Here is a 20,555-nt window from a genome sequence, read left to right as displayed (position 1 = left end):
TCACAGCGAATAGGTCTTTCAGATCGTTTACTCATTTCAATACCTACTCTTTCTGTAATTTTGGCCCGAAAAACGTTATCAAGAACAGGCCCACGAATGATAAAAACAGAACGAAATTAGGAAAATCAACGCCGCAAATTTCAAGCAGCATTTTGACACCAATAGCAGCTATAAACGCATAAGCTGTGTTTTCCAGCTGCGGGTATTTCTTTAGCAGCCCAATAATAAAACTTGCAACCGTTCTCATAGCTAAAATACCTAAAGCGCCGCCAACGAACAGAACCCAAATTTGATTCGATACGCCCAAACTGGCGAGAATACTATCCATTGAAAATTGAATATCCATGAATTCAACTAAGCAAACCGTTTTCCAGAAACCTGCCTTAGAAGTTTTTCCTTCGTCGTCCTCTTCGCCTGATTTTCTCATGAAATATTGATAAGCCATATTGACCAAATATAAGGCGCCAATCAACTTCAGAAACCAGAATTTTATTAAGTAAGTTCCTAAACAAATAGCTACAAAACGGAAGGCATAAGCCCCTAAAATTCCATAATATAAGGCCTTCTTCTGCAGCTGTTCTGGTAAGTTTTTAACAAGAATAGCCAACGCCAGAGCGTTGTCAGCAGATAAGAGGCCTTCAAGAATAACCAATGATAAAATAATAAATAATGAGTCCACGAGAACACTCCTCAAATTCCCCTTAAACGGGCCGTATTGGCCCGTCCTGGGGAGTTTTTTATTTAAGCTTTAAACTTACTAACAAAGCCTTCTAAGCCTTCTTTGTTGCCGATACCAGAAGCACTGAACTTCCATTCGCCATTGTGACGATACAGGCGGCCGAATTCTACAGCAGTATCGCCGCTGAAGTCTTCTTCCAGGTCATAACGAGCAATTTCATTTTTGTTTTCCTGGTCGTACAGGCGAATAAAGGCATTATGCACTTGGCCAAAGTTCTGCCGGCGTTCTTTACCTTTATAGATCGTTACAACAGCAACAAGTTCGGTCACTTCTGCTGGAACCTTGCTAAGATCGACATACAATGTTTCGTCGTCGCCTTCGCCGCCACCAGTCAAATTATCGCCGGTATGAATGACAGAACCGTCTGCGGCTTTCAAATTACCGAAATAAATAAGGTCGCTGTCTTTGACGAATTTCCCGTTAACAAGACGGAAGATCGAAGCGTCAAGATCATAAGCAGAGCCGCTGCCTGTCGTGTTTTCATCCCAGCCAAGAGCCACCGCGATTTTTTTAAGGCCTGGGGCCACTTTTTCCAAATTAATTTTTTCACCTTTTGTTAAGTTAAGCATGTTTTTATTCTCCTTTGTTTGTTTTAATTCCATTTCGGAATAATTTTTGTTATTAAAAATGAGTTAAAAGTAATTCTGCCGCTTTAAGCCGAAACTCAAGGTCGCCAGCTCGACAAATATCTAATAGAGTGTTTTTGCAAACCATTCTAACCTCTCCGTCGTGTTTAGATATTGACGGAGGAGCTGGAGGCCTTGTTACAAAGGACTCTATTCTCTGTAATGTTTTACATAAATTTTCCATACTATTTCCCGCCCCTTATCAGCCGTTCAATTTCGTGATATTTCTCTGGGTTTTCCATTGCGTTTTTAATGGCTTTTATCGCTGCCGCCTCGGCCTGTTCTTCTAATTCAAGGACAATTTGTCCAGCTGACTTGCCGACATGTTCTTTCGGTTGCCATTCTCCGCACCAGCGGTCTTTATTGACTGTTGGAAATCCTTTATTATTTGGAGGGAAACGCCGACAAATATCAGGAACCTTTATACTGTGTTCGAACACAGCGATATAAATACGCCCCTCGCCCTCTAAGTAGAAGCGGCAATTTCCGCAATTTTGATCTTCCATTTTAATCCTCCAAGCGACTCAAAACAAATTTAGAATCATATGGGAGAGCAAATCTCAAATCATTCTCGCAAAAATAGCAGATATTTTGTTCATTTCCGCCGTTGACACGAACCCTGACCCCTGTTTTAGCGTCAATTTCGTTACCGCAAATTTCACAAACGGTTTTCTTATCCATACGGGAATCATTCTCCTTACATAGGCTCTTTGTAGCTCTTCAAATTCCTTTTGAGGGCGAATCTTCCCGTTTTTGTCAATATATCCAATAGCGACAAGATATTCAAAACCGCCAGGACTTATATATACGGGATAATTTCCTCTTCTTGGGAACAGAATCATTTTCCAGCCTCGATGTGAGCCTCAAAAGTACATTCTTCAGCGCTCTTGTCTGGCCGCCAGCGATTAAATCGCGGGTGACGGAGACTTCCCGTTTTCGGGTCTTCAATTTCCTGAGCCTTAACCTCGATCACGTTCCCAATAAGCTTTCCGCCCATCTTCTTGCATTTGTCCGCTACGGCGTCAGAGAAACCTGCTGTACGCCCAACCTTAACAAGAGTCGTAATCGGCTGCTGTACCCCTTCTACGTCGTAATAGCCGGTAGTTTTGAACACGCCGAAGACAATTGCCCCAGGCCAGCCCATTGCATAGCGTTTTGTAACAGGTTTCATATGGGAATGATCTTCTACCAAGGAAATATAATCCCCACTTACTCCTTTGTAAATTTCACCCGTTCTACTGTCTTCCCAATAAGGCCATTGTTCGAGCGGCGTCTTGCCGGTAAACTCTTTCTCAGGATCTTCAAAGCCCATAATAACAACATCGAAGGTTTTAATTCCTTTGAGTTTCAGCCATTCGTGGGACTTCTTATGCTCATAAACACCGTTGATTTTTTTAAGCATAAGACCTTCTTTGCCTTGTCCCCACATTTTCCCAAGTAACGTTTTAAAGTCAGAAACTTCCTCAACGATAAGATAAGAAAGAAACCTACGTTTATCTTGTTCTAAACAGTAAACTGTCCGAATTTGAATATACTCACAATTACAGCGGATATTTTTAACATAATAATTAAGAAAGCCTCTTCTTATGATCCAAGACTCTTCTCTTATATCCCTTACTCTGTTATAGAGAATATCAAAAGCGTTGAATATCGCCCAGCCGCGGTTTTGTTGATCGCGCCAAGCTTTTTCTGGTAGTGAAGTAGTTAGCCCTTGAATTGTTCTAAATTTGCCGTCAGGAGCCGTTAATTCTCCGTCTAACACAGCTCCTGCATAATAGCTTAAATTCGCGTCTCTAAGATGAGGGAATAGGTCTGAGATCTCGTTATTCCAACCATTTGCAACCGTATTTGCCGTAAAGATTCGCTGCCCATTCTCCGTAATAAAGATATAGCAGCGGATACCGTCAAGCTTTTCTTCTGCAATATATCCTTCGCCAGGAATTGCGTTCTTATCACATACATGAGCCTTCATAGGCTTGATATGGAAAAGCCCTGGCGTATTCTGGTAGTCTTCAAGGGTCAACCCCTGATATTTACAAACTAAGTCCATTATTCCCGACCCTTTCTAAAAGAAATTAGGTTCTTCTTACACCGATAAGTCCTGCTATGTCGATCTTTAGCAACTCTCTTATATCCTGGCAGCGCTTCTAATTTTTCAATCATTTCAGGATCTGCCGTATAAAGAGTCGCCGTGTCGTCGGACCTATCAAAGAGAATAATTGTTTCCTGCTCTTCCGGAGTATATTTCGGTTTAGACATTGTAAAGATGAATGTCTGAGGTTGGACCAGGTAAAAAGGCTCTGATTTCCGCCAGCTTGCTAATATAAGAATCAACAGATTCTTTGCTAGTAAAAACAATAACGCAATCAGGAGCCTTTCGAGGTGGGTCTATAGGGGTGCCTGGGGAAGCCTTCGGACAAGTCGTAAGAGTCAAGGCCATTCCTTCAGGATATTTTGTCGCTCCAACAGCTATTCCGCCGTCATTCACAATGATCATTTGTTTGATAGAACGTTCTTTAACTTCAATCACGATAAACCTCAATTCCCCGCCAGTAATTCTTGAGCAGCTGCTGTAAGGCCAGGATTCCCCTTGTATTTAGTAGCAACGAATTCAACGAAACCGCGATCAACTTTGATAAGTTCGTTCAGAGTTTTCCCTTTTACGGAGTCCTTACCGAAAGTAATAGGTTCGTTTCTCCAGTCCTTCGGGCCGGCATTGGTTACAGCTTTTTTCGCAGCGCCTTTTTTCTTAGGATCTGAAGCAGCGTTCGCGTCGTCGTCGTCTTCACTCGCAATGCCTAAAACGGCAGAAATAGCATAGCGGCGGCCATAAGTAATAGCAGAGCCAACAGCCTGAGGGTCTGTTTTTACAGGAATCATAGACAAAGGATCATATTCAATCCATTCTCCAGAATCATGCATAAGTAAGGTATGAATCGTGACACAATGCCCGTCGCCGCCAGGATGCTGTGTTAAAACAAGCCCAAATTTTGCGAGCAGCGGCCGGTTTTCGTTAAGAATGTCGTTCAATGGAGCATATTTCGATTTGAAAAAAGGATTATCCGCCGAATTGTACGGATTCTTTGCTTCGCTCTCAAACTTGACAAGCGCAGCCGCAAGGCTTTTAATACTTTCTGATTTTTGCACTTCTTATTCCCCTTTTGTTTTAATTATCCCGAATTAGAATAGTTTCGGGTATAGTAAAGGCGGCACATGGCCGCAATATACTCAGCTGGCGTCTTGTAGACGGAGAGTTTTATCAAACATAAGGCTTTTGCTTATTAAATAGAAACGAACTGATGTTACGATACATTCTGTTTTAATTAGAACGTCGTTTAAAATCTTTGTTGCAGCTTCTTCAAGCGACGTACAGTTACAGAAATGTTCTCTGCCGTCCCTTGATAACCAGGTTATGATTACCATAGTATACCTCCGCATCCATCAATTACTATTATAATAATTCCATTTCGGAATAAAGTCAATATAAAAAATAATAATTTTTTAACATACCTAAATATGGAAATATTTTTTGTTGTTTGTTTGTACAAGCACTCTTTAAGTGATATAATTAATTAGTACAAAATCACCCATAATAAGTAAGGAGGCTGTCTCATGTTTTTGGGGTATAAACTCAAAGCTCTCCGAGATAACAAGGGCCTATCAACCTACGATATAACGAGACTAACAGAAACAGAAACACAAAAAGGAATATCAAACTCCGCCGTTCTAGCTCATGAAAAGGGAGAAAAACAGCCAAAGCCAGAAACTGTTGAGAGATATTGTAAATTATTCGGGGTTGGTCGAGAGTATTTCTTTGTAGAAGACGCTACCCTCGCCACGGAATTATATAATTTTGATCAAGATACAAAAGATTTTTTGAAATCCGAAGGATCGACAATGTATCTTCAATTAGGGGAACAAGCTAAAAAGCTAGATGTTCCCCCAGAAGAAATAAAAAAAATGATTACTTACTACGCTAGACTCTACTCCTCAAATAAAAACAAAAAATAATACTTTAAAGTTTTACTCAGTTAAAGAAATAGCAGCCATTTTTATAGGCTGCTTGTTTTGTTTGTGCCAAAAGTCTAAAAAGTCTTTTTCTCTTTTAACATCAACCACATATGTATTTTCTACAACCTGTAAATAGTACAACATTCCCTTAGTATTTTCCAGTACATATACCAACGTTATCCCTTCATTTCCCGTAGTATTGTATGTTCCATACTATAATTTTACCAAATTCGGGACGTTTTTACTACAATAAACGCGGATTATTGACTAATAAATTAATTCCGTCTTAAAAAAATATAAAAGTATACTTTTAGTCAACTATTTAAAATCATCAAAATGCCTATTGTTATTTGGATTTCAATAGTATATACTTGTATATAGTTAACTATTTCACTCGCTTTGTAAATAGTTAACGGAAGTTAACTTTATAGGAGGGTTATCATGATAGGAATTGACGTTGGTTTTTCCAGTACAAAATGTTCAGAGAAAAGGATTCTCTTCCCTACTGTTTACATGGCGGCAAAAGAAAGAGTGGGCAATGGTGTTTTTGGTGATCCAATAAATAATCTAGTTATAACGTTCGAGGGAATAGATTATTTTATCGGAAATTTAGCTGTTGTTGAGGGCGCGACTAGCTCATTCGACAGAAACGATCATTTAAGACATGTTTTAAGCATGTTGACCTGCGTAGCTTTAACAGAAAAAGACTATACCGGCCCTGTTAGTATGGGTTTGCCTCTTAGCGATTATAGAAAAAAGAAATCCGATATTGAGAAACTAAAAGGTAAATATGAAATAAAGCTTTCTGGGGTTCCTCATAAAATTGATATTACGGACGTTTTTGTATTTGAGCAAGCCACGGCAGCTTTTTGTGATCTCGTTATGGACGACGACGGGAAAGTTATAAAGCCTATCGCTGGCAAAAAGATCGGCGTTATTGATATAGGGCAAAAAACGCTCGATTATGTAGCTATTAAAAATGGACAAATCCTCACAGAAGAAAGCGGCAGCGGAGATAGAGGAATGACTCGCGCCTATATGAGGATTCTCCCCTTTATTCAAAGTGAACTTGGTATATCTCCTAAAATTGACGATGTTCCAGAATACTTAGATAAAGTTCGCCCGACAGCCGATAATGAGTTTAGAGTGCTTACAAAGCAAATTTACGACACAATTTCCCATTCCTGGAATTTCAATGAATTCGATATTGTTTATAACGTCGGCGGCGGATCAGAAGCCATGAAGAAACAAATTAAAGATATTATCCCGAAATCAGATATACCGGAAGATGGGCAATTTGCTAATGCTAGGGGGCTTAAAAAATGCGGGAAAGGTTCCCAAAAAACAAAGGTATCCGACTAACTGACGAACAATATAAACATATTTGCCGTTTTGGCGAACGCCAGGCCGGTGAGGTTGTCCGCGCCCTAATCGACTCCGACATGAGGGGTCCTGTTCCCACAAATATAGAAGAAACGTTTAAGAAATTATTTGAGCAATATATGGGACAACAAAATAAAGCGCCTTCTCTCCCCGTCACGGAAGAAAAAGCGCCTCAGCCAGAAGTTACAGAAGAAGATCAGCAAGCAATGAATAACTTCTTCTCTGGTCTACGAAACAGATAATTTGGGCCGCAAGGCCCTCTTTTTTTACTTATTTTTAATACTTTTGAACTTTTACTATTTAAAAGTTCTCAAAATGTAGAATGAAAGAAGGAATTTCAAAATTTATGCAGAATACAGAATAAGCAAAAGAAAATCCGCGCTTGGCTACCAACCTCAACGCGGACATTCTCCCTTACCATCCACCCTCGCGCCAACGAGGGCTCCGAAAGTCTCGCCAAAGACTTCCAGTAAACTTGATCCACCACAGAACAAGTTATTTGTGCTTTTAAATAAAGCTCTAACTGTAATATTCTACAGCAAAAACAAGATTCCTGCAACTCTTATAAAAAAAGTATAAAAAACTTTAGCCAGTCCCGCGCTGATCTTTCGGCAAAGGTCGCGAAACTGGCTATCGATTCCCTCCCGCCAATGGGAAGAAAGGAATAACTTCCTATGTCTATTTTATCAAATAAAACCCTTGCAAGTCAAGGCTTTTACCAAACAAACCTATTCCCAAATCGGCAAATTTTAACCCATCATCAAGACCGCGACGGGTTCTTTTCTATGTTCTCAAAAACGCCTCGCATAAAAAACGGAATACCTACCAAACAATGGCATTACACCACAAAGAATATTGACGAAGCGGTCGAAGAATGGACAGGCCTTGACGTATATTTTTCACAGAATACTTTTAAGAGTCCAAAGCGCTCTAATAATAATATTCAAGAATTCCATGCTATATATACAGACCTCGACTGCCACAAAATAGGAATTACGGCAGACCGTGGCCTGGCTATTTTAGAAGAGTTTTATTTTAATCAGTCAATTCCATTGCCTAATAGAATCGTCTTCTCTGGCCAAGGTCTGCAGCTAATCTGGTTTATTGAGCCAACGCCGGCCGACTATTACCCTCTTTGGCAGACGATTGAAAATCACTTCCATGATATTTTAGTTGATCTGAACTCAGACCCAGCAAGCCGCGACGCCGCTAGGGTTTTAAGGCTCGCCGGCACGAATAACAGCGCCAATAATAAGACTGTTTATGTTTTAGAAACGAATGACTATCGGTATGATCTTGTTGATATTTTTAGCGAATACCTTCCGGAAAATATTGAGTTGCCTGAGGCGCTGCCGCGAATTAAGCGCAAGGCGCCGCGCCACAAAACAAAGACCGTTATAAAACCGATTAACCCTGAGCTTTTCCCCGACGTTCCTAAGCGCCCCAAAATTGGAAAGATATATTATAGTTTTACCGACCACAACCTTTTTTATACACGTTTCCATGATATAGAAAGGCTTATTTCTCTACGTCAAGGGCATTGCGACGGACACAGAGAACTAATTCTCTTTCTTTATCGATATTGGCATTGCTGGTTCTCTGGAAATCCGAAAGAGAGCTTAAAGCGTGTCCACGAAATAAATTCAATGTTTAATAATCCTTTGAGTGATAAAGAGGTTGAAGCCTCTACTCGTTCGGCCGAAAAGATGTACAAGCTCGCCACCTATAACGATCCTCAAACCGTCGCAGAGCGCGAAGAATATATTAAACGGCTTATGTCTATCGACAAGAAGTATAAACATTTAGGCTATCGCTATAAGAACGAAACCCTTATAAAGCTCTTAGGAATTACGGAATTAGAGCAACAACACTTGGCAACGATCATATCTAAATCTGAAGTCCGGAGACGGGACTTCGCAAAACGAGCAGAACAGCGCCGCTCAGAAGGAAAGAAAGACAGAAAAGCGGCTAAAGCTGAGAATATAGAAAGAGTTAGACAAGCTCTTCTTAAAACCCCTGATATATCAATATCCGAACTATCAAGAACACTGTCTCTGGATAGGAAATATATAAGACAATTAATACAAACAGTATCTGTGGATAACCCCTAACATAATACTATACACATTTCAGCCCCACCCTCCCGATACGACTCCCAAATATATACCTCTCAGGCCTTTAGATTCGCCTCCTGAGAGGTTTTTAAATACGCCCTACCTAACCTACGCCCCAAGACTTGCTCTTCTTATAAACGATTCTATAAATACTATTTTTCTCTTAAATATTGCTTTTATTCCCTATTCTGTAAAAGAAAAATTACATTGTCTGAAAAAACTACGGAAAAAATTTGACTCTCCTCTTATTCCATGTTATATTTATTCTAAATTAGAATATTAACCTCTGAGGGGGAATAATAACATGCCTAAAGATAGTTTTAAAGAAAAAATGCAGAGTGTTTTAGATAAAAAGATTAACGATCAAAAATACCTCCCTGACGACAAAGATATGACGCTAGGGCAAAAGCTTCTCTATTTACGTCTCCGCGCTGGCGCTGGCGGGAAAAAAGTATCTCAACAATATGTTGCCGACCAATGCGGAATGTCTCAGGAAACCTATGCTAAATATGAAAACGACCAGAAAAAGAAAGTAAATCGTGATTGGATTAAGAATTTGGCGAGCTTCTTTGAGGTTCCGGAAAGCTACTTGTTAAGCACTGAAACAAGCCTAGACCATCTTTCTCCCGACGTTCGAAAATTTGTCAGCCTAAATAGCGCTATTCCTTATTTAGAAAAAGCTTATGCTCAATGGCTGCTTGATAAAGAATAACTGATAAAATAGAAAAAACGGCCCCGCTTTCGCGGGGCCTTGTTGTTTATGTATACAATAAAATAAAATGACTACCTAAGCATTGCCGTGCTTGGTAGTCGTCTGAGTTCCACACATCCCAGTGAGGTCTCTTTTGCTATGCTTTTATTTTATCTGTATATTGGCTAAAAGTCAATATTCTTTAAATCTGTGCCAGGCTTAAAGCCGGCGGTTTTGTAACCAGGTACTATAATTCGAATATCTGTTCCGATTTTGCAGATCTTGCGGGGCTTGACTTTCTTTAAGAAGAATTGGCCGAAGCCGTGAAGCTTGACCTTTTCATCTTTGGCAAGACACTCCATGATGCTGCAGCAAAAAGAATCGATTACGTCCCTGGCTTGCGTCTGGGGAATACCGGCTCGCTGTGCTACATCTAAAACTAATTCTCTTTTATTCATAGTTTTTCTGCCTCCTTACTATCGAAAATTTTGTTTTCCTTTACTTCAAACCAGTAAACGGTTCCTACTTGTAACTCTTTATAAACCCAAGCGAACATAACAAGTTCGATTCCTTCTTGCTCTTTCGTCCGGACGGTAACGAAGGCCATATCTTTGCCGGCATTTTTCCCGTTCTTCTGTTTCCATTTGAAGAACCTAGTAACTTCCGCGCCGATAACCTTCTTTTGCGGATTGTCTTCGTAAGGGACACAGAAAGAAAGATTGTAAGCGTCAAGCTTATCGCAGAAAGTAAAGCCCAGAGCCTCATATTCGCCCTGTGCTGCGTCAAAAGGGAGTGCCTGGATAGATTCTATAGGGGGAATTGCTTCGAGCTTGTTTTGCCAAGTCTTGACCATTCCTTCCTTGCCTTCGTCTGCATATGTCTCAATTTTCTGTAAACATTGCTGACGGCGAGGCAAGTAGGTTTTGAAATACTCTAATTGAGCAAGCAAAAGGCCGCGATCTTCTTTTCCAAAAGATCCGGCCTTTATCAGGTTTGTAACTACTCTTTTATTTAGTTTTGGGTTATCTTCTATGAAGTCGTCGAATGACAGATACTTTCTAGGAAATTCAAGGAGTCCCACGTTTTGAATATATGAGAATCCGATCCTCAGGGCGTCGCCTTCGACCGACCATTTCGCTTTAGAAAGGTTAATGTCCGGAGGAAGAATTTTGATACCTAGTTTCTTACATTCTTCTACATATGGGATAACGTCCGCCTGTTTACCCTCAGAGTTGATTAGAGCGCACATATACTGAATAGGGTAGTGAGCCTTTAGGTAAGCCGTAACGTAGCTTGTAAAGCCATATGAGACACTGTGAGACTTATTAAAGCCATAGCCGGCAAAGTATTCGATTAACTCGAATATATGAGCGGCCGTGGATTCGTTGACATTGTTTTCGACAGCTCTCCGAATGAATTCAGGCTTGAGTCTAGCCATTTCCTCAGGCTTCTTTTTACCTACGGCCCGACGCAATAAATCCGCCTCTCCCAGGGAGTATTTGCAAAGCACCTGGGCGATCTGCATAATCTGTTCCTGATAGAGGATAATTCCATAAGTCGGTTTTAAAATCGGTTCTAAGGAATCATGCGGGTATGTTACCTCAATTTCTCCATTGCGGCGCTTTACATATTCTTCAACCATACCTGCTCGAAGCGTCCCAGGGCGAAATAAGGCTACCAAGGGAATCATTTCAGCAAAGTCGTGAGGTTGAATATCTTTGACTAACTTTGTCATACCATTTGACTCAATCTGGAATACTCCGGACGTATCACCGTCGCAAAGCATTTCAAACGTTTCTTGGTCGGCCAGAGGCAGGTGTTCAAGATCGATTCTGCAACCGATCAGCTGTAGAGTTTCGTCAATTACCGTTAGAGTTTTTAAGCCTAGTATATCAAGCTTTAAAAGCTGGTATATATCCTCTAAAACATGAAAATCATAACAAGTGACAAGAGTATCGCCCTGGCGCTCAATAGCGCAAAAGTTTTCCGGATCGGAAGGCATAACGCAAATTGCTGAAGCGTGAACTCCATAGTTTTGAATATAGCCTACAAAGTCCTTGGCTAATTCGATAAGCTCTTTGTATTTCGGAGTACAGATTTCGTCGAGCGCTGCTCTCTGATCGGCTTCTTTACTATCAGGGGTCAATCCCTTAATCTCTTTCGATAGAGCATCAATCTCAACCGGTGGGATTTTAAGAGCCTGGCCGGCTCGCTGTAGCGCTGATTTAGCTCCCATATAGTTAATAGTTCTACATTGGTAAACCTGGCCGAAACGTTCTTTTATAAAGTCGATCAGCTCCCCGCGCCGCTTTTGACATACGTCTGTATCAATATCTGGCATCGATACGCGGTCGGGAGAACAAAACCGTTCGAAGAGCAAGTCATATTTTAGAGGGTCTGTTTTCGTAATCCCCATAAGGTAAGCTGTCAAGCTGCCTCCAACCGATCCACGGCCGAAGCCAATGGGAATATCGCGGTTTGCCGCTTCGCCTAGAATAACATTCATGATTAAGAAGTAGTCAATATAATCCGCCTTTTGAAGAATTTCAATTTCGCTTTCCAGGCGGTTTTTATAACGCGGAAATTCTGCCGGCGCGACAACCGGCCCTATTTTTTCTTTCCAGCCTTCTTCACAAAGTCCTTTCAGGGTTTCGACAGGGTTATCTGTCTCAATATGGGGATAGTTGCGGCCGGTCTTTTGAGGTTCAAAATTGCAGCGGTCCAGGATAGCAGAAGTGTTCATAATAGCCTGGTCCAAAATATCTTTAGGAATATAGGCCAAGTCTTGCCGAACTTCTTTCTCGCTGTGTAGATAATAGTCGTCAACCGTGTAATAACTGGACTCTTCATTGTCTTGAATACCAACCCAGCGCCGGTGATTTTTAGCGTCTTTCTTATGGACATAATGGGAGTCAACGGCCGCAACTAAAGAGACGTTATACCGACCCGCAATTTCTAAAGCCATTTTATTAAAATCTTCCTGGCTCATTTGAGGGGGTTTGTCGGGGTCTTTACTTGGCTTTTCTGGTTCATGGTTAGTATGCAACTCAATAAAAAAGTCCTGGCCAAAGCGCTCTGCCAGGAACTTAACCCATTGTTCTTTATTCTGCATTTTTAAAATACCGCCCATACAAGCCGCTGTGACGATTAAGCCGTCTCCGTACTTACTAAGCATACCAAAATCAATTCGCGGCTTGTAGTAGCGATTCTCGTAAGCGAGAGAGTCAATTTTAAGAAGGTTCTTATAGCCTACTTCGTTCTTTGCTAAAAGGATAATATGAAAATAGTCTTTATCCTTAATCAGAACGTCTTCGCAAATATAAGGTTCCAGGCCAAAGACATATTTAAGACCGTTTTCTTTAGCTGCCTCATAAGCTGCGAACTGGCCAGTCATAGTACCATGATCAGTAATTGCAAAGCCTCGCTGGCCAAGTTCTGCAATACGTTTTGCAATATCAGAGACTTTCGCCTTGCCGTCCATGAGCGAATAGTCGCTGTGAGTATGTAGTGTTACAAAGTTATCCATTTTATCACCCCATATAAAAAAAATAAGCGGCCAGGCGGCCGCTAGTTTGTTTTCTTTGAAGCCTTGCTTACAAAGCTTTCAAAGCATTTCTCAGAACAATAATATTTGTGTTTTGCATATTCGTAAGGAGTTTCTTTCCCGCAATTCTTACAGATAACAGGAGGCTCTTTCCATTCAGCTGCGAAAAGACATATATTGGAGCTAAGTTTATCGTTAACCTCGATAGGGAGCCCCTGATATGTATAAGATGGGAAAGGGCATCCTCTATGAAAAACCAGTTTCCCCTCAAGGAAATTCTTGGCGATATATATTCGCTAACAATAATCTTGTGAGGATTTTGCGGGAAGTGAAACATATACTCCGCTCTAAACTCAGCTTGTACTTGTTTTTCCAGGTCCCTATGTCGAAGTAAGAGCGTATCGTATTTTTCTCTGAGTTCGTCATATCTCTTTTGCCTAAACTCGCATTTTTTCTCCATATCTCGAAGAGAAGACTCTCTTACAAAACCAAACATTGTTATTCCTCCTTGATTTTTACCGTTATGTATTGTCGGCCGAAGCGATCACAGTCTCCTCGATTCGGCATATAAATATCAATTCGATTTCTATAGCCGCCACCAAAGCGATCTGCGACAACGTATTCCCTACCGTCAATAATAATTTTTGTACCAAACGGTAGATCATCGGCCGCGACAATTCCTTCTCTAGGAGCCTCGCCGGTTGCCGTAATATCTCCGTCACAATAAGCCGATACGTTGGCTATAATCTCTCTGTATTCTGGCTTCTTTTGGCTATCCTCATATATCTTTGTCATGAAATCTGGTGTATATAAGCAATTAGCCGCCAGGTTGTCGTCGGTCGGCCACCCGTGGCCGTCAGGATATGCAAAGCTAGGGATAGTAAAAAGAAGTAAAAAAAAAAGTAGAGTTTTTTTGATAGTCACCATTCCTTTTTATTCCGATATATCTATATTTTATTCCATTTTAGCATAAAAAGAAGTAAACGGCAAGGCCGCCTACTTCCATTCAGCAATTCTGTGCATATAAGTAACACCTTTAACGTCGACGACTTTCTGAGCGTCCGGAGTGAAATGGATAGTCAGCTCGTCTTTCTTATGTTGATAAGAGAGACTTCCGTAGACTTCCTTCCCTATAACCGTCGCGCCGGCATAGAGTTTATTATTTCTTTCCTCTGTTACGGCGAAATAGTTATTCGTTTTTACGTCGGTTCCGTCAACCTGTTTTGTCGTTGTCTGATTCTTGATTACATAGTCAGAGCCGTCTTTCTTTGCAAGAGCGCTGGCCGTAGAATCCGCCTTCTTATCGTCTTTATCATTTACTGTGACGTAAGTATAAGTCGGCTTGCCCTGGCTTGATTCTATAATTCTTTCCGTAATAGTTTTCGGGTCCGAAGTAGAAGGAATTTTAAAGTCTTTGAAGGCGTTAGTAAGATCTTCCCTTGTTAGGCTTGCAACGGCCGCAACAGGAACAGGTTTATCCTTATATTCTTTCCATTCCGAATAACCGAATCCCAAAACAGAAAGAATAAGAATCAAACCGACGAAGTATTTCCATTCCTTTTTAAGGAACTCTTTTAAATTCTCTTTAAAAGTAAGAGCTTTCTGTTTTACTACTTCGTCCATTGTCTCACCTTCTGATAAGGGACTTTAACATAAAAATAGACTACGATCTCATACCAGAAGCGTAGTCTAAAAAAGGCGTTTTTAAATAAATTAGCCATTTGTACATTCCTCCTAATGTTCGGGTTTTGGATCCCAGCTGACCAGGTACTGTTTCGTCATGAACAGCGGTACCTTACAAAAACTACGAACAATAAATAAATTATTTTTTATATCATTCGTTCTATACGTTGGTTAGCAATGTCTAAATATTGACTTTCTTTTTCAGCTCCAATAAAAAAGCGACCTGTACTTAGGGCTGCTACAGCAGAAGTACCTGACCCAGAGAACGGGTCAAAGGTTATTCCTTTTTCAGGAGTTACAAGCTTAATAAGATACTCCATAAGTGTAACAGGCTTTACTGTTGGGTGGGTATTCCCTTCGCCGCGATCTTTCTTTGAAGCCTTGGCACAATAAAAGAATCGTGAGGCTCCTCCAGTATCGCTAAATGGCTTATTTTCGACTCTTCCGTAAACGTTGTAAATACCGTTCTGGCCAGTGTGACTTAGCTCTGTTCCTTTAACCTTTCCTCCGGATTTCCTTTCTCCAGACTGTTCGTCGAGAATTTTTCCAGCTTCTTCGTCAAGGATAATATTGGCAGGGAAACGGCCCAATGTATCTGCAATATTCGCCTTTGTTGAGTCGTACTTATCTCCAAGTCCGGTGAGAGAAGGTCTTCCATTTGATTTACTTTTGTAATCTCCATTTAAAGCAATTCTGCAAGAATCAATATTAATTCCGCCTGTTCCCCATTTAAGAACGTTCGCGGCGATAGTTTTCTCAGAAATAGGTTTTCTTGCTACTACAATAGGCTCATTTGCAGGCTTTAAAGCTGTCCCCCAGCCCTCCCATTGTTTAGCTTCTAAAGTCGACTCACCAACCCTCGAAAGTTGATTTTTGGTTACGTTCCAATCTTCGCTATCTGGTTTCATGAACCCAACACCAGAAGCAGGTTTGCTTGAAAATTCCACACCAGCCGCCTTGTCAATAGCTTTTGAAATATCTAGGCTTTTTGGAAATCCGCTGCCATAAATCCATTGCATCTGATCACGGATTTCAAAGCCGGCGTCCTCAATAGCGCAAGCCATTCTGTGATACGTTCTAGTTCCACCAAAGGCTAATAAATGGCCGCCAGGCTTTAAGATTCGAAGACATTCTTTCCAAACCTCGATGTTATAGGCAATGCCTGTAGAATCCCAAGCCTTCCCCATGAACCCTAATTCATACGGCGGGTCAGTGACGATAGAATCTATGGAATTGTCAGGGATATTTCCCATAACTTCAAGGCAGTCTCCTAAATAAATTTTGTTAGTTTCTAACATTCTTCTTCACCTAAAAGAGCCAAAGCGTCTTGACATTCGTTTTCAAACCGATTACGAAGACCAGGGCGAAGCGAAGGGCTCCCGCTCGTCCATTCGTCGCTTGCGCGAACAGCATAGATAGCAGGGATGAGGTCTTTATCCTCCAGGTAAGAGGCGTTAGGCTGTCCAGATTCAGCAGCTGCGTCGTTAAATAATTCTTCAACATTGCCAACGCCATATTGAATAGCAGCGGACCAAACGACATTCTGTAAAGCAAAGCTTCTTTGGTTTAAATCAATACTAGCTGCAGCAGCTGCATCGACAGCCGGCAAGTAATAAGCTTGCGTCACATACTCATACTGAAGCTCTAAGAATCCCTCAGGATCTTCGCCGGCAATAGCTGTCCATTCGTTGTCGAAGTCCTCTGTTCCCGCTTCAAACTGAGCTAGGCGCTTTCCGTATTCGTTCCCTTCATTAGCGGCCCACTCAACAAAAGCTTGAGGAATACCAGCTGCAATACTAAATTGCCATGCTCCATAGCTGGCGCCGCCGGCGTCTCCTTCTGTCCTAGAAATTACTCCAGGATCTCCGTTTGATTCATATTTCGCGCTTAAATCTCCTAATTTAAACATTGTATCAACCTCCTATTTCGGCATCTGTCCCGACTGAGAATTAAATTTACTATTTACAAAGTGTGTAACCGACTGCATAGCAGCGCTGCCGCCGCCTGTAACGGTTGCAAAAGTGTCGTAGTGACTCCATGTATGGCCGGTGAGCATAAGGTAAGCTGTGCCGGCAACAAACACTAAAAAAGACGCTGCAGAAATAAACAGCGCCAAGCTAGGAACTCCGTCCGAAAAGAGGAGCCCCTTTAAAAAATTTCTAATTGTTTTGAACACTGTTTAGCCTCCTATCCAATGTCAATAAAGCTTTCTTTGCCTGTAATTTTGCAATAAACCCAATCGATTGCACAAAGCACTAAGAAAGCCACGCCACAGAAGAAGTCCTTAATAGTTTCCATCGTATCGCCTCCTACTTAATAAGAAATGCTGGCAGGTTTTTGAAGAACTCCCAGGCCACATAGGCCGCGCAGCTAAGGCCGCCCCAAAGCAACTTGCGATAGTCGTTCTGAAGAGATTTAAGCTCTTGTGCCATATCAATATAGCGAGTTTCTTGCATTTTTTGGCAACCGTCAGAAAAAGCTCGGCACATTTCCTTTGTTTGATAAACACCTTGCATTTCGCGAATTAACCGGCAAAGTTCTTTGACCTGGTTATCTAGGTTTGTTACCGTATAAGGAAGGCCCTGGAGGGTATCAGTAAGTTTTTGTACGTCCTGTTTTACCCTGCTTAATTCTGTTTCATGGATTGCGATTTGATTCTCTTGATCTCCCAAAATATCACCTCTAAACTAAATTCCCGATAATCCTAATTTTTTCCATTAGCATATACGGGGTAATATCATCAGCTGGAACCCCTGGAAAAAGTTCTAGGCCGCCAGCGCGGAGAATTCTTGTAACGTCTTCGCTACAGTCTCCGGATTTTTCGCCGTCTCCTTCTGTTGTGATTCCGAAAACGGTATAAATAAGCCCGTTAAATAAAGCAAGCCAGCCATAATCGCGGCCGGCCAAAAGCTCTTTGAATTTAGCTTTACATGCTTCAAAATCAGGGATTTCTATTTTATAAATTCTAACTGTCGCAGGATCAAAACGATTTACGTCCGTTCTTAGAAACCCTTCTGCGATAGCCTCTCCGAAATTATCGTCGATAATAATTCCGCAATGTGAAGGAGTAAATTGATCTTCGCTTGTGGAGCTTAGGCGCTCGAAGAATTCAATCGTTTCGGAAAGGAGTCCTGTTCCTTGAATAAAAACAATTTTTACTAAAGACATGCAGAGCCCCTCTAAAACAGAATTGCTTCTACGGTTGCAATGTCTGTTGCGGAATCAACTTTAGCCTGAAGGCCCCAAAGCTTTTGTTTACATGCTCCAATATGCAACATGAGATCGACGATAACCTGGGCGATCTGAGCGGCCGTATGATCAAATTCCGCTTTGTCTCCTAGCGTCCCGTCTGAATTCACTGGAAAGCAGCGAATAGGAGCTTTGCCGTTATAAGGGGCTTTAGTAAATTCATCTTGTTGGGCGCATTGCGACAAGAGAAGGTAGTTATTTTGATCAGTTTGGTTACTGTCGTATTGATACTTTGTCCCTAAAGTTGTACTAAAAAAGCCGCCTGTAATGGCGGCGGAACAAGCTAGAGATAACTCAAATAGTTTCTTCTGTTTTACCTGCTCTAGTGTTATTTGGGGAATTATCGGATCGGCTTTTGGAATTTCTACAGGGCACCCTTGATTATCCGGTCGATAAGAGGTACAGTCAATTTCTATCCCTGATACATACCATCCTTCAGGAGATTTATCCGTATCATTTAAAGTTAATTCAGCTGTATATCTTCCATTTCCAATCTTGTAAGCATATTTCATATATATCAACCTCCAATACAGTAAGATGGTAAAATTATTTTTTTATTTGGCGTCCCTAACCACTCTATTTCTCCAATAAAAGGAACAATTGAGGGCGAATTGACCCTATAATATTGATAGTTTTGAGGAGTTTCGAACTTGTAAAACCTCTTTTCGTCTGGACGCCAAACAGGGTCATTTGTAATTGTCGCTATTGTCGTCCAATTAGAACTATCATTAGACCCGTCAAGAGTAAAACTGGTAGGCATACTCGTATAAGTCTCAGCGCTACTCCATAAATTACACCCTCGAATAGATGTAGGTGTTTTGAAGTTGTACCAAATCCAGCCGCCGCCATAATCGGTATTAGCACACCAGCTATTTGTATTGTCTGCACAATTCCCATTAAATGCTTGCCACTCTGCCCACGGTCCATCACTGTTGTTATATATAGAACTTGCTCTACAAACAGTAAGATCTCGCTGTGCCATTACCGCGCAAATATTATCAGGGTCCCTGGTGAAGCCATTTATTAATTGCCCACCAGCAGGACCGGCAGTATATATATCTGAAATCTCGCTCTGAGAAAGTTGGTGAGAATAAATTCTTACATCTTTAATACAGCCGTTAAAATATCCCTGGTTTACCGCACCATCACGGCCTATTGACCACCAGCCGCCGTCACCATTTTTAGCAAGAGGTTTTGTTGCGAGGACTGTAGCTCCGCAATAAATCGTCATATTTGCCCCGTCCCAAGTCTGTACTAGGAGGGTAAATGAGGTTGGTGGAAAATTGGTTTTGTTATACGGGGCGTTTCCGAATAATGAGGCTGCACCCCCACAATATCCATAACAATTACTTCCGGAGAACCAAAATCCCGTGTTTTGAGAATCTGTTAAAACACTAGAAAGAATAGTGGCTTCAGCCTTAGCCCCTGGGTTATTGGGTTTTATCCAGTGCGAAATACTAAAAGGCTTTGTTGTATCTAGGGACTTGCTAAAATTCAAATACTGATTAGAGCCATTAAAGGACGCACCATGACTCGAACTAAAAGTAACGCCCCCGTTGTTTGTCGTAGGTAGACCTCCGACGGAATCTTTGGCATCAGCTATTAATAACCACTGATTAACTAAAGCCATTATGGATTACCTCCATATAAGGTAATATCAATATGTCCTGTAATCCCGTTCGCGGCCGAAATAGTCGTGTCTAAAATATCCCCCGCTGCTAAAGTGAAATTAGCTGTCGAGTCTGTTGTATCAGTAACGCTAATTGCTTTCGTATAAACCGCTGCGCGTGTGCCTGACGTAGTTTTATAGATAGTTACCGTTGTACTTGCCGTTGGAGCTTGGGCTACATTAGAGGTGTCGCGGCAATGAATTTTTACGGTTGTGCATTTATAGGCCCGCCCTACCTCTACTGTCGCTGAAATCAAACTTGACGGGGAAACAGCCATACCAATAGTATATTGCTGTGAATATAACGACTGTAACGTTGCTGCTGCAGTATCATACCAGTTGCCGGCAACTCCTTTCATGGCCTTAATTTCTTTTACAATCCATGAGAGGACCTGTGTTAATTTTCCGGAATTAGCTGCAGCCGTAGAAATAGCTGCGTCAATGGTTTTCATTCCGATTTGATCGTCAGTAAGACCGTCCTTGCCAATATGAAGGGTAGAATCTTCTACATGGGCTTTAATCTCATTCAAGTGTTTCGCTTCGATCTTTTGAGAAACACCCTGATATTTTACAGTAACTACATTTCCAGCCTGAGATAAAGAAAACTGCACCTTTTGAGATGCAGTTCTGTAAGCCGTAGAGTCCTGATAATCAATATAAAATTCCGTTAGACTAGGAGCGCCGGTTGTATTTTCCATAAAACCGGCAATACTAACAGTTCCTTTCTTCGGGGCATATGTTAACTCAATAGAACCATCGGCTCCAATTGTATAAGTTTCCCCATCTATAGCCCAGGGGCTATTAGGGTTATAATCTTTAAAAACAGGTAACGCCAAATTAAAACCT

The 20,555-nt window shown here is 41.3% G+C and carries 26 protein-coding genes; 5 read left to right on the top strand and 21 right to left on the bottom strand.

What is annotated here, in order from left to right; translation table 11 throughout:
- Nucleotides 1-43 precede the first annotated feature (43 nt).
- From AC0NJP_RS17385 to AC0NJP_RS17355, 7 genes are all read right to left on the bottom strand, one after another.
- A complete protein-coding gene (locus AC0NJP_RS17385) occupies nucleotides 44-679 on the bottom strand; it encodes a DUF475 domain-containing protein (RefSeq protein WP_474700600.1) in 636 nt (211 codons plus the stop codon).
- 62 nt (nucleotides 680-741) lie between these two features.
- Complete coding sequence (locus tag AC0NJP_RS17380) at nucleotides 742-1,308, bottom strand: TerD family protein (RefSeq protein ID WP_474700599.1); 567 nt, start codon at nucleotides 1,306-1,308, stop codon at nucleotides 742-744.
- A 242-nt stretch (nucleotides 1,309-1,550) separates the two neighbouring features.
- Complete coding sequence (locus AC0NJP_RS17375; protein ID WP_474700598.1) at nucleotides 1,551-1,871, bottom strand: hypothetical protein; 321 nt, start codon at nucleotides 1,869-1,871, stop codon at nucleotides 1,551-1,553.
- Nucleotide 1,872: 1 nt separating this feature from the next.
- Nucleotides 1,873-2,046: a hypothetical protein gene (locus AC0NJP_RS17370; protein WP_474700597.1), complete on the bottom strand. Its 174-nt coding sequence runs from the start codon at nucleotides 2,044-2,046 to the stop codon at nucleotides 1,873-1,875.
- 157 nt (nucleotides 2,047-2,203) lie between these two features.
- Nucleotides 2,204-3,415, bottom strand: a complete 1,212-nt coding sequence (locus AC0NJP_RS17365; RefSeq protein WP_474700596.1) for an ATP-dependent DNA ligase — start codon at nucleotides 3,413-3,415, stop codon at nucleotides 2,204-2,206.
- A 201-nt stretch (nucleotides 3,416-3,616) separates the two neighbouring features.
- Entirely contained in the window at nucleotides 3,617-3,895 is a 279-nt protein-coding gene (locus tag AC0NJP_RS17360; protein WP_474700595.1) for a hypothetical protein, read from the bottom strand.
- 8 nt (nucleotides 3,896-3,903) lie between these two features.
- On the bottom strand, nucleotides 3,904-4,512 hold the full coding sequence (locus AC0NJP_RS17355; RefSeq protein ID WP_474700594.1) for an ERF family protein: 609 nt from the start codon (nucleotides 4,510-4,512) through the stop codon (nucleotides 3,904-3,906).
- A 465-nt stretch (nucleotides 4,513-4,977) separates the two neighbouring features.
- Between AC0NJP_RS17355 and AC0NJP_RS17350 the strand changes: the two genes are divergently transcribed.
- Nucleotides 4,978-5,376, top strand: a complete 399-nt coding sequence (locus tag AC0NJP_RS17350; RefSeq protein WP_474700593.1) for a helix-turn-helix domain-containing protein — start codon at nucleotides 4,978-4,980, stop codon at nucleotides 5,374-5,376.
- Between the two features lie 12 nt (nucleotides 5,377-5,388).
- Here AC0NJP_RS17350 and AC0NJP_RS17345 read toward each other — a convergent pair whose 3' ends face one another.
- Nucleotides 5,389-5,550, bottom strand: coding sequence for a hypothetical protein (locus AC0NJP_RS17345; protein ID WP_474700592.1), 162 nt, complete (start codon nucleotides 5,548-5,550; stop codon nucleotides 5,389-5,391).
- Nucleotides 5,551-5,817: 267 nt separating this feature from the next.
- Between AC0NJP_RS17345 and AC0NJP_RS17340 the strand changes: the two genes are divergently transcribed.
- From AC0NJP_RS17340 to AC0NJP_RS17325, 4 genes are all read left to right on the top strand, one after another.
- Complete coding sequence (locus tag AC0NJP_RS17340) at nucleotides 5,818-6,738, top strand: ParM/StbA family protein (RefSeq protein ID WP_474700591.1); 921 nt, start codon at nucleotides 5,818-5,820, stop codon at nucleotides 6,736-6,738.
- On the top strand, nucleotides 6,699-7,001 hold the full coding sequence (locus AC0NJP_RS17335; RefSeq protein WP_474700590.1) for a hypothetical protein: 303 nt from the start codon (nucleotides 6,699-6,701) through the stop codon (nucleotides 6,999-7,001). The genes AC0NJP_RS17340 and AC0NJP_RS17335 overlap by 40 nt, the downstream gene beginning before the upstream one ends.
- A gap of 432 nt (nucleotides 7,002-7,433) precedes the next feature.
- Nucleotides 7,434-8,870, top strand: a complete 1,437-nt coding sequence (locus AC0NJP_RS17330; protein ID WP_474700589.1) for a hypothetical protein — start codon at nucleotides 7,434-7,436, stop codon at nucleotides 8,868-8,870.
- A 307-nt stretch (nucleotides 8,871-9,177) separates the two neighbouring features.
- Entirely contained in the window at nucleotides 9,178-9,585 is a 408-nt protein-coding gene (locus AC0NJP_RS17325; RefSeq protein WP_474700588.1) for a helix-turn-helix domain-containing protein, read from the top strand.
- Between the two features lie 164 nt (nucleotides 9,586-9,749).
- On the opposite strand, the gene AC0NJP_RS17320 is transcribed toward AC0NJP_RS17325, so the two are convergent.
- The 13 genes from AC0NJP_RS17320 to AC0NJP_RS17260 all read right to left on the bottom strand — a co-directional run bounded on the left by AC0NJP_RS17320 (nucleotide 9,750) and on the right by AC0NJP_RS17260 (nucleotide 20,545).
- Nucleotides 9,750-10,022, bottom strand: a complete 273-nt coding sequence (locus AC0NJP_RS17320) for an HU family DNA-binding protein (protein WP_474700587.1) — start codon at nucleotides 10,020-10,022, stop codon at nucleotides 9,750-9,752.
- The gene (locus AC0NJP_RS17315; protein WP_474700586.1) at nucleotides 10,019-13,090 is read right to left on the bottom strand and encodes a DNA polymerase III subunit alpha; all 3,072 of its coding nucleotides are present in this window, start codon (nucleotides 13,088-13,090) and stop codon (nucleotides 10,019-10,021) included. The genes AC0NJP_RS17320 and AC0NJP_RS17315 overlap by 4 nt, the downstream gene beginning before the upstream one ends.
- Before the next feature lie 67 nt (nucleotides 13,091-13,157).
- Complete coding sequence (locus AC0NJP_RS17310; RefSeq protein WP_474700585.1) at nucleotides 13,158-13,604, bottom strand: hypothetical protein; 447 nt, start codon at nucleotides 13,602-13,604, stop codon at nucleotides 13,158-13,160.
- 2 nt (nucleotides 13,605-13,606) lie between these two features.
- Entirely contained in the window at nucleotides 13,607-13,903 is a 297-nt protein-coding gene (locus tag AC0NJP_RS17305; protein WP_474700584.1) for a 3D domain-containing protein, read from the bottom strand.
- 201 nt (nucleotides 13,904-14,104) lie between these two features.
- A complete protein-coding gene (locus AC0NJP_RS17300) occupies nucleotides 14,105-14,731 on the bottom strand; it encodes a hypothetical protein (protein WP_474700583.1) in 627 nt (208 codons plus the stop codon).
- A 206-nt stretch (nucleotides 14,732-14,937) separates the two neighbouring features.
- Nucleotides 14,938-16,089 (bottom strand): DNA-methyltransferase, encoded by a 1,152-nt coding sequence (locus AC0NJP_RS17295; RefSeq protein ID WP_474700582.1) that lies wholly within the window; start codon nucleotides 16,087-16,089, stop codon nucleotides 14,938-14,940.
- The gene (locus AC0NJP_RS17290; protein WP_474700581.1) at nucleotides 16,083-16,700 is read right to left on the bottom strand and encodes a VgrG-related protein; all 618 of its coding nucleotides are present in this window, start codon (nucleotides 16,698-16,700) and stop codon (nucleotides 16,083-16,085) included. The genes AC0NJP_RS17295 and AC0NJP_RS17290 overlap by 7 nt, the downstream gene beginning before the upstream one ends.
- Nucleotides 16,701-16,712: 12 nt before the next feature.
- Nucleotides 16,713-16,967, bottom strand: coding sequence for a hypothetical protein (locus AC0NJP_RS17285; RefSeq protein ID WP_474700580.1), 255 nt, complete (start codon nucleotides 16,965-16,967; stop codon nucleotides 16,713-16,715).
- 133 nt (nucleotides 16,968-17,100) lie between these two features.
- Nucleotides 17,101-17,463: a hypothetical protein gene (locus AC0NJP_RS17280; protein ID WP_474700579.1), complete on the bottom strand. Its 363-nt coding sequence runs from the start codon at nucleotides 17,461-17,463 to the stop codon at nucleotides 17,101-17,103.
- Between the two features lie 10 nt (nucleotides 17,464-17,473).
- Nucleotides 17,474-17,959, bottom strand: a complete 486-nt coding sequence (locus AC0NJP_RS17275) for a hypothetical protein (RefSeq protein WP_474700578.1) — start codon at nucleotides 17,957-17,959, stop codon at nucleotides 17,474-17,476.
- Between the two features lie 11 nt (nucleotides 17,960-17,970).
- Nucleotides 17,971-18,552: a DUF4376 domain-containing protein gene (locus AC0NJP_RS17270; protein WP_474700577.1), complete on the bottom strand. Its 582-nt coding sequence runs from the start codon at nucleotides 18,550-18,552 to the stop codon at nucleotides 17,971-17,973.
- Between the two features lie 5 nt (nucleotides 18,553-18,557).
- Complete coding sequence (locus AC0NJP_RS17265; protein WP_474700576.1) at nucleotides 18,558-19,670, bottom strand: LamG-like jellyroll fold domain-containing protein; 1,113 nt, start codon at nucleotides 19,668-19,670, stop codon at nucleotides 18,558-18,560.
- Complete coding sequence (locus AC0NJP_RS17260; RefSeq protein ID WP_474700575.1) at nucleotides 19,670-20,545, bottom strand: hypothetical protein; 876 nt, start codon at nucleotides 20,543-20,545, stop codon at nucleotides 19,670-19,672. The genes AC0NJP_RS17265 and AC0NJP_RS17260 overlap by 1 nt, the downstream gene beginning before the upstream one ends.
- Nucleotides 20,546-20,555 lie beyond the last annotated feature (10 nt).

This window comes from Pelorhabdus sp. sgz311002 (assembly GCF_056134285.1).
The sequence above is the reverse complement of the archived record's forward strand: the minus strand, read 5'-3'. Positions and strand labels throughout refer to the sequence as shown.